At 52.0% G+C, this 7,334-nt stretch carries 11 protein-coding genes; 5 read left to right on the forward strand and 6 right to left on the reverse strand.

Annotated elements, in window-relative coordinates:
• Positions 1-101: 101 nt before the first annotated feature.
• Both G113_RS03355 and fabF read left to right on the forward strand, forming a co-directional pair.
• Complete coding sequence (locus G113_RS03355) at positions 102-629, forward strand: winged helix-turn-helix transcriptional regulator (RefSeq protein ID WP_005893518.1); 528 nt, start codon at positions 102-104, stop codon at positions 627-629.
• Positions 626-1,903 carry a beta-ketoacyl-ACP synthase II gene (fabF, locus tag G113_RS03360; RefSeq protein WP_005893520.1) on the forward strand — a complete coding sequence of 426 codons (1,278 nt, stop codon included), beginning with the start codon at positions 626-628 and terminating at the stop codon, positions 1,901-1,903. The genes G113_RS03355 and fabF overlap by 4 nt, the downstream gene beginning before the upstream one ends.
• 312 nt (positions 1,904-2,215) lie before the next feature.
• Here fabF and G113_RS03365 read toward each other — a convergent pair whose 3' ends face one another.
• Genes G113_RS03365 through G113_RS20380 form a run of 3 tightly spaced genes read right to left on the reverse strand, consistent with a single transcriptional unit; the run spans position 2,216 to position 3,128 of the window.
• Entirely contained in the window at positions 2,216-2,503 is a 288-nt protein-coding gene (locus G113_RS03365) for a sll1863 family stress response protein (RefSeq protein WP_040318859.1), read from the reverse strand.
• A gap of 25 nt (positions 2,504-2,528) precedes the next feature.
• A complete protein-coding gene (locus tag G113_RS03370) occupies positions 2,529-2,948 on the reverse strand; it encodes a BON domain-containing protein (protein WP_005893525.1) in 420 nt (139 codons plus the stop codon).
• A gap of 27 nt (positions 2,949-2,975) precedes the next feature.
• On the reverse strand, positions 2,976-3,128 hold the full coding sequence (locus G113_RS20380; RefSeq protein WP_201764981.1) for a DUF3309 family protein: 153 nt from the start codon (positions 3,126-3,128) through the stop codon (positions 2,976-2,978).
• Between the two features lie 205 nt (positions 3,129-3,333).
• Here G113_RS20380 and G113_RS03375 point away from each other — a divergent pair, with 205 nt between their 5' ends.
• From G113_RS03375 to G113_RS03385, 3 genes are all read left to right on the forward strand, one after another.
• Positions 3,334-4,284, forward strand: a complete 951-nt coding sequence (locus G113_RS03375; RefSeq protein WP_005893529.1) for a transposase — start codon at positions 3,334-3,336, stop codon at positions 4,282-4,284.
• A 440-nt stretch (positions 4,285-4,724) separates the two neighbouring features.
• Entirely contained in the window at positions 4,725-5,036 is a 312-nt protein-coding gene (locus G113_RS03380) for a BON domain-containing protein (RefSeq protein WP_005893531.1), read from the forward strand.
• 128 nt (positions 5,037-5,164) lie between these two features.
• Entirely contained in the window at positions 5,165-5,614 is a 450-nt protein-coding gene (locus G113_RS03385; RefSeq protein ID WP_005893534.1) for a hypothetical protein, read from the forward strand.
• Between the two features lie 240 nt (positions 5,615-5,854).
• On the opposite strand, the gene G113_RS20905 is transcribed toward G113_RS03385, so the two are convergent.
• From G113_RS20905 to G113_RS20910, 3 genes are all read right to left on the reverse strand, one after another.
• Positions 5,855-6,508 (reverse strand): hypothetical protein, encoded by a 654-nt coding sequence (locus G113_RS20905; protein ID WP_152435937.1) that lies wholly within the window; start codon positions 6,506-6,508, stop codon positions 5,855-5,857.
• Between the two features lie 8 nt (positions 6,509-6,516).
• Positions 6,517-6,966, reverse strand: a complete 450-nt coding sequence (locus G113_RS03390; RefSeq protein WP_005893536.1) for a hypothetical protein — start codon at positions 6,964-6,966, stop codon at positions 6,517-6,519.
• A 12-nt stretch (positions 6,967-6,978) separates the two neighbouring features.
• On the reverse strand, positions 6,979-7,334 hold a 356-nt coding region (locus G113_RS20910), incomplete at its 5' end, for a hypothetical protein (RefSeq protein WP_236611708.1).

Here is a 7,334-nt window from a genome sequence, read left to right on the forward strand (position 1 = left end):
TTAAGCACCATCAACAGTCAGCGGATGGAACGAGTAACTTGCATAATGGAAGTAAGGGCCTTATTGTAACTTTCATAATGAAAGTCACATGATGATCAAGCATGCGCAAGAAGAGTCTGAGTGAACAGCAGTGTCCCATCGCCCGTACCCTGGATCACGTCGGGGAGTGGTGGAGTCTATTGATTATCCGCGATGCCATGCATGGCCTGTCGCGCTTCGATGAATTTCAAAAAAGTCTTGGCATCTCCCCCAATATACTGACCCGACGCCTGACCACCCTGGTCGAGGGGGGGCTGATGGAGAAGCAGCTCTACTCCGAGCGCCCTCCTCGCTATCAATATGTGCTCACCCCCCGCGGCCAGGAGCTCAGCCCGGTGCTGATCGCGCTGCTCAGCTGGGGCAATAACCACCTGGCTCCCGAGGGAGCAAGCATCCAGTTGATGGATGCCCAGACTGGCGAACTGGTCGAACCCCTGCTGATAGACGGCCGCACGGGTCAAAAAATTTCCCCCTCGCGCCATGTACTGGTGCCAGGCCCGACCGCCAGCGACGGCATGAAGCAGCGTCTGCGCCATGCCAATGGCGCGATGAGCGGCGACAACCCTTCGAAACAGGAATCAGAATCATGAGCTCAACTCGCATCGTTGTGACAGGAATGGGGGCGGTGACTCCGCTTGGATATGGGGTGGAGACGGTGTGGCAGCGACTGCTGGCGGGCCAGTCCGGCTTGCGCCGCCTGCCGGAGCCATTCACGGAGGGGCTGGCCGCCAAAGTGGGCGCCATGGTGCCCTCCCTGGCAGAAGATCCCGTGGCGGGGTTTGACCCCGATGCGGTGGTGTCGACCAAGGAGCAGAAGAAGATGGATCGCTTCATCCTGTTTGCCATTGCCGCGGCGAAGGAGGCTCTGCTGCAAGCCAACTGGGCCCCCGCGACAGCTGCGGAACAGGAGCGAACCGCCACCATTATCGCCTCGGGCATCGGTGGCTTCCCGGCCATCGTTGATGCCGTGCGTACTACGGACGAGCGAGGACCGCGTCGGTTGTCCCCCTTCACCATCCCCTCGTTTCTGGTCAACATGGCGGCGGGTCATGTCTCTATCAACTTCGGTTTCAAAGGTCCGCTCGGAGCGCCGGTAACGGCCTGCGCCGCAGGGGTCCAGGCCATTGGCGATGCCGCCCGCCTCATTCGCTGCGGTGAAGCCGACATCGCCATCTGTGGCGGGGCCGAGGCCACCATAGATCGCGTCAGTCTGGGCGGGTTTGCCGCAGCCCGAGCCCTATCGTCAGCCTATGCCGATGATCCCGCATCGGCCTCTCGCCCGTTCGATGTTGATCGCGATGGTTTTGTCATGGGCGAAGGGGCCGGGATCCTGGTCATTGAATCCCTGGAACACGCCCTGGCCCGGGGCGCCACCCCCATAGTGGAACTGGTGGGATATGGCACCAGTGCCGACGCCTATCACCTGACCGCAGGCCCCGAGGATGGCGACGGGGCGCGCCGCGCCATGGCGGCGGCTCTGCATCAGGCTGGCATCCAGGCGGCGGATGTCCAGCACCTCAATGCCCACGCCACCTCAACCCCTGTGGGTGACAAGGGGGAACTGGCCGCCATCAAACGCGTCTTTGGCGATGACAACCAGATTGCGGTGACCTCCACCAAGTCGGCCACCGGTCATCTGCTGGGGGCCGCAGGGGGCATAGAGGCCATCTTCACCGCACTGGCCATTCGCGACCAGATAGTGCCAGCAACCCGCAACTTGCAACAACCCGACCCGCTCGCCAACGGCGTGGACATAGTACGGGGGGCTGCCCGCAGCATGCAGATCCAGCACGCCATCTCCAATGGCTTTGGCTTTGGCGGGGTAAATGCCAGCGTGCTATTCAAGCGCTGGCAGGGGGCCTGATCTCAGCAACGAATTAGCCGCCTAACCCCGCCAGCGCGCATTTGCCATGTGCTGCCGGATGGCGTCTCCGAGCCAGCGAAAAGCTGCCTCGATAAAGATGTCGGCGTAATGGGCACAGCCGTGCCCATTACGCCCCAAGAGATCGGGCCACGCCGTTCGTCGCCCTTCCTGTATGGATAACCGCCTCATTGAGGCAGACATGACGAGAGGGCTCGCTATTTTCTTCCTGATTTACGCTTGCGCGGGAACTATGGGTTGATGCCTTGTGTTCGCCGCTGGATCAGAGTGACCCTGCGGCGCAAAGCGACCGGCTCACTTGAATTTCGACTGTGCGTCCGCCAGGCCGATCTTCAGGTCATTCCATATTTTGTCGGCGGTCAGTTTGACTTGCTCCCAGGACTCGCCGCTCTCCTTGCCGAGCACTTCCATCTGATCGGAAGCGGCATGTTGCTTGGCACGCAAGGCCTGGATTTCGTGAGTCCGCTTGATTTTCATGTCGGCTGAAAGATTATCCATCTTGGCTTCCAGCAGGCTGATCTGGCTGCCCCACTCCTTGAGCTGGGCGCTCATTTTTTCTCTATAGGCTTCGTACGCTTCCATGATATTCCCCTTGGGTGAATGACTCTTACTGGGTCGCGGTGAGTGTCAGCTGATTGACGACATTCTCGACACCATCGATCGCCAGCGCGATGGCACCGGCCTTGTCGCTGTTGGCTTGCGAATCGGCCTTACCCGTCAGGGTGACGACGCCTCCGACGGTATCGACGCTGATCTGCAGTGACTTCAACCCGGGCTCGCCGAGGAGTCCGGCTTTTACCTTGGTGGTGACTTCGGTGTCAGCCCAGACTTGGGCACTCTCGGCACCTTGTTCGCTCACCTTGCTTTCATACTTGTCGATGGTTTCATCCACCTTTTTGCCAGTCTCGCTGGCCGCTTCATCAATGTTTTTGCCGGCCTGTTCGGCCGACCCGGGCTTGTCGCATCCGCTCAGCCCGAACGTGCAGAGCAGCGAGATGGCAATGAGGACGATGTTGCGATGTCGCATCTGTTTATTTCTCCGCAGTGAAGTTGCCTAGATCTTGCCGAGCAAGATCAGGATGAGCAGTATGATCAATACCAGTCCAATGGCGCCGCTTGGCGCGTAACCCCAGCCCTGGCTGTGCGGCCAGCGTGGAATGACGCCGACCAATAGCAGGATCAGCACGATCAGTAGAACGGTTCCCATGGTCATCTCTTTCTCCTAAACGTTCTATGCGGGCTGCATAAACGACACGCCTGATAATGCGACCTATCCACAAGCACCGTCTGTACGCAAACACACAGACAGAGCATCTTGGGGAGCATCTTGGGACGAGCATCTTGGGACACCCACCTTTTTGACAGCGTCGCACCTCTGTTCTTGACTCAAGGAGAGATAGCAGGAGGTTGCCATGACCATTGCCCGTTCCCGTCAAATCAGTCTGCAAGATACGCCTTACTACCATGTGGTCAGTCGCTGCGTGCGGCGAGCCTTCTTGTGCGGTGAAGATACCCATTCCGGCCAGAGCTATGAGCACAGGCGCCAATGGGTGGTCGACAAGCTGAGTCAATTGTCACGGCTGTTTGCTATCGGTGTTTGCGCATATGCGGTGATGAACAACCACTACCACCTGGTGCTCAAGGTTGAACCGGATGCAGCTAACCGATGGAGTGAACGGGAGGTAGCCGAGCGCTGGGCGGCACTGTTTCAGTGGCCGCTGCTGGTGAGGCGTTGGTATCAGGGAGAATTACTGATTGAACCGGAACGGGTGGTGGTAGAACAGCTGATAGGAAAATGGCGCGAGCGCCTGCATTCCATCAGTTGGTTTGTTCGGCTGCTCAATGAAAACCTGGCCCGACAGGCCAATCAGGAAGATGGCTGCAAGGGCCATTTCTGGGAGGGGCGCTTTAAAAGTCAGGCCCTGCTTACCGAATCAGCACTGCTGGCCTGCATGGCCTACGTTGACCTCAATCCGATACGGGCAGCGATTGCCGACCGGCCCGAAGAGAGCGACTACACCAGCATCAAGCAGCGTCTTGATGCCGAACAATCCGCCCCGTCTTCACCACCACTGTTGCTGCCGTTTTCCAGTAAAGGCGAGCCTGATTACCTGCCCTATGCCTTCATCGACTATCTGGCACTGGTCGACGGGACAGGGCGAGCCATTAGAGCAGACAAACGGGGTCATATTCCGGCTAACCTTGCGCCCATCCTGCAACGGCTGGGTCTTGATGCAACGCAATGGTTGCGACAAGTGACGCTGTTTAAACGGCAAGGCATCAGAGCCGTGGGCGACAGAGCGCATTGCCAACAGTTCGCGCAACACTGCGGCCAGCGGCGATGTCACCAGCCGCAACTTTGAATCGATAGCCTCGATTTCATGTCCCCCCCCGGCATGTCATCCGATGCCGGGCATGGTTCTGCCTGAACAAGGAGGCTTTCGTGCCAGAACAGTCACCTTGTTGCGTCTAGCCCTGCCCCATTATCCACCACCGCATCGACAACCAGCTTGGCAACGACTTACATAAAAAGGTGGGTGTCCCAGACACCTCCACCAGACTCACAAGATAACTGACAGTCATGTTCGTTAGCGCACAGACAACAATATTGCATAGCCGTAGATTAGAACGTAACAAGCCAATCCATAATGCACTGGCAGCTTAATGTGATAAGTGTGTTGATGTCATTATTTTCAGTAATTTCATGCGAGTCGACAGCATTCACGGAAACGATATTTTTCATTGAACGGGAATTTCATATTTTAATTTTGAGCATTTAACATTACTTGGAGTAAAACCTAAAATGAAAACTAGAAATATATTTTCAATTCCACTGGCTATCGCCGTTCTGATCACTGCGGTAGGTTGTGCATCCACTACAACCAAGGAAGGGACTGGAGAATATGTCGATGACTCTGTCATTACCACCAAGGTTATTGCAGCAATATTCAATGATCCAAACCTGAAATCGACTGAAATCAATGTGGAAACCTTCAAAGGCGTCGTACAGCTGAGCGGTTTTGTTAAGGATAGCGCCAATATCAACAAGGCTGTGGTTGCCGCCAAAGGCGTCAACGGTGTCACCTCCGTCAAAAACGATCTGCGTTTAAAATAGAGCTATACGAGTCAACATCCGCATTGGGGCATGCTATGGATTGGTCCTTAGTGTGGAGTGGGTTATTTGACACCTCTTAGATGAAATTTGTCCTGATCAATTTAACTTTGAGATAGAAAATTGAAATTATGCTCCTGAACCGGGAGCATTTCTATGTCTGTTGGCACTGCATATTTTCAACATTTTTCCTGCCATCCTGTCTTAACCATATGCTATATGAGCAAGCTGTAGCGCGGCGTCCAGGGCTGTTGGTTGATATTGAAAAACCCGAACCCATGCTCAACTACAACATTTTACTCAACCATATCGACGCCATATTTGACCAAGATATAGATGCCATGCCCGCATTGTCTCACCCAGGCTACGGCTTGCTCAAAAAGATGGGTGTCCCGGATTTTCTCGACAACCAGCCTGGCAACGGCTTACCCAAAAAGGTGGGTGTCCCAGACTCCTCCCAGGCTCCTCCGTCATCTTGCTACGCCCGACCCGGCCCCAGAGCCACCATCCGTCACCCCACCAACGACCTGACTACGGCTTACCCAGAAAGGTGGATGTCCCAGGCTTTTTCTCAAGGGTGAACGTCCGATTACGCGATCGTCCGATTACGCTTCGCTAATCGAACCTACGGCCCTAAAACAATATGCATTGTGCAAATTTATATTTTTTAAGTAAGCATCATCGCTTTGTCTTATGTCGATACACAGCAGGTCATCCTCAGACTGCTGAAGATATATCGCCACTTTAAGATTACAGGAAAGGATTTTTATTGAGGACGAGTATGCAGGTTCGATTACGCTTCGAAAAGCGTACCTGCGATGCTACTTTTTCTTAGCTTTGGCGCTTTTATCTTGTGGGTCATGATGAAGAGATATCCAGCGATGTCTCACTAGATAAGAAAGACCAGAAGAGCAGTGTTCATGCGTAGTCAAAAATGCACTAGAAGATTTAGGACATGTGCACACTTTCATATTTATGTACTCTTTAGTACCATTATCTTCCCAGTGTTTTTTGAGGCGGGCTATCTTTTCATTCAAATTAGAGGTGTTATTATATATTATCAGACCACCCCGACAGCATTTATCAGAACCACTACTATATCTTGTAGATAGTTGTCTCATACCTTCTTGAATATTGTCATCGCTTCTGTGCCACTTTGCCTCACCGATCCACTGACAACTCCCATGTTTTACCAAAATGTCTGTAGACCCCGCATAAAAAGTGCCATGAGTGGCATCTATGCACTTTTGCTTAAGCATACTGACGATATGGGAAGATATTTGGTCCTCCTCACTTCCTGTGTAATATGGTCTATTAGACTCAATATCCAATACTATATTTTCAATTTCACATTCTATCCTGTCCGCAAAATCAGAGTAGCTTTGCTCAATGCCCATAGTCTTGTATCGCCACTCAAATATCATACTTTTATATTGTGGATGCTGTGCCATTCTCTCTATATCTTGTAGAGACATGTTGCAATTCATATGAGCGTCTCCACACTACCACTTTCATGAGGGCCACTCTCTTTCATTTCATATAGCATACGACTACATTCAAAATAAATGAAAATATGACTTTTGTAGTCTTTAACCTCCCTTCCAGTAACAGGATGAACTAAATAACCAGACGTCTCTGCCAACTTTATATCGTCGACATCAATGTCAATTTGGTCATCATCAAAAATCAGTTCATGCTTTATATCTAAAAGTCCAGAAAAGAGAGCTATTGACATTGCGATAGACATAAGGTCGTAGTCGTTTAACTCTGAGCTAGTAATCCTTCTTATTGAAGAGAAACTTATATGTTGTAAATTATATAATGGCTGCTCAACCAGATGAGCGAGTATTTGGGAAGCAGCAGACATATGCACAGGCTTATCATGCCAAATTTTAGCATGCTCCATGATAGAATTTTTATCTGCTAGCTTCATGTCAATAGCCCTTTATGTACGGCGATTAATTATTATATCTAAAAGCTTTGTCACTATAAACCTATAATCATCTTCATTGAGTGTTTTTGTGATAATTGCCGCATCTAAAATTGTTGTTCCATAAGAACTATTTGATCTCATCGAACCAGGCAAAACTAACTCAGGTTCAGCTCCGGTTCTGGGATTGGCCCAAACTCGAGATATATAATATGGATCGAATTGATCTTTGATCACCTCAGCGCCAGCAAGATGATACCTATCCCTAAGGATACATTTACTACCGCGCCTGTTTTTATGGTGTTTCATTGCACCCTCATCAGTTGTGAATTTGAGCTCTACAACCCGACCATCACCAACTGGAATTTCTA

The organism is Aeromonas molluscorum 848 (assembly GCF_000388115.1).
Lineage (GTDB): Bacteria > Pseudomonadota > Gammaproteobacteria > Enterobacterales > Aeromonadaceae > Aeromonas > Aeromonas molluscorum.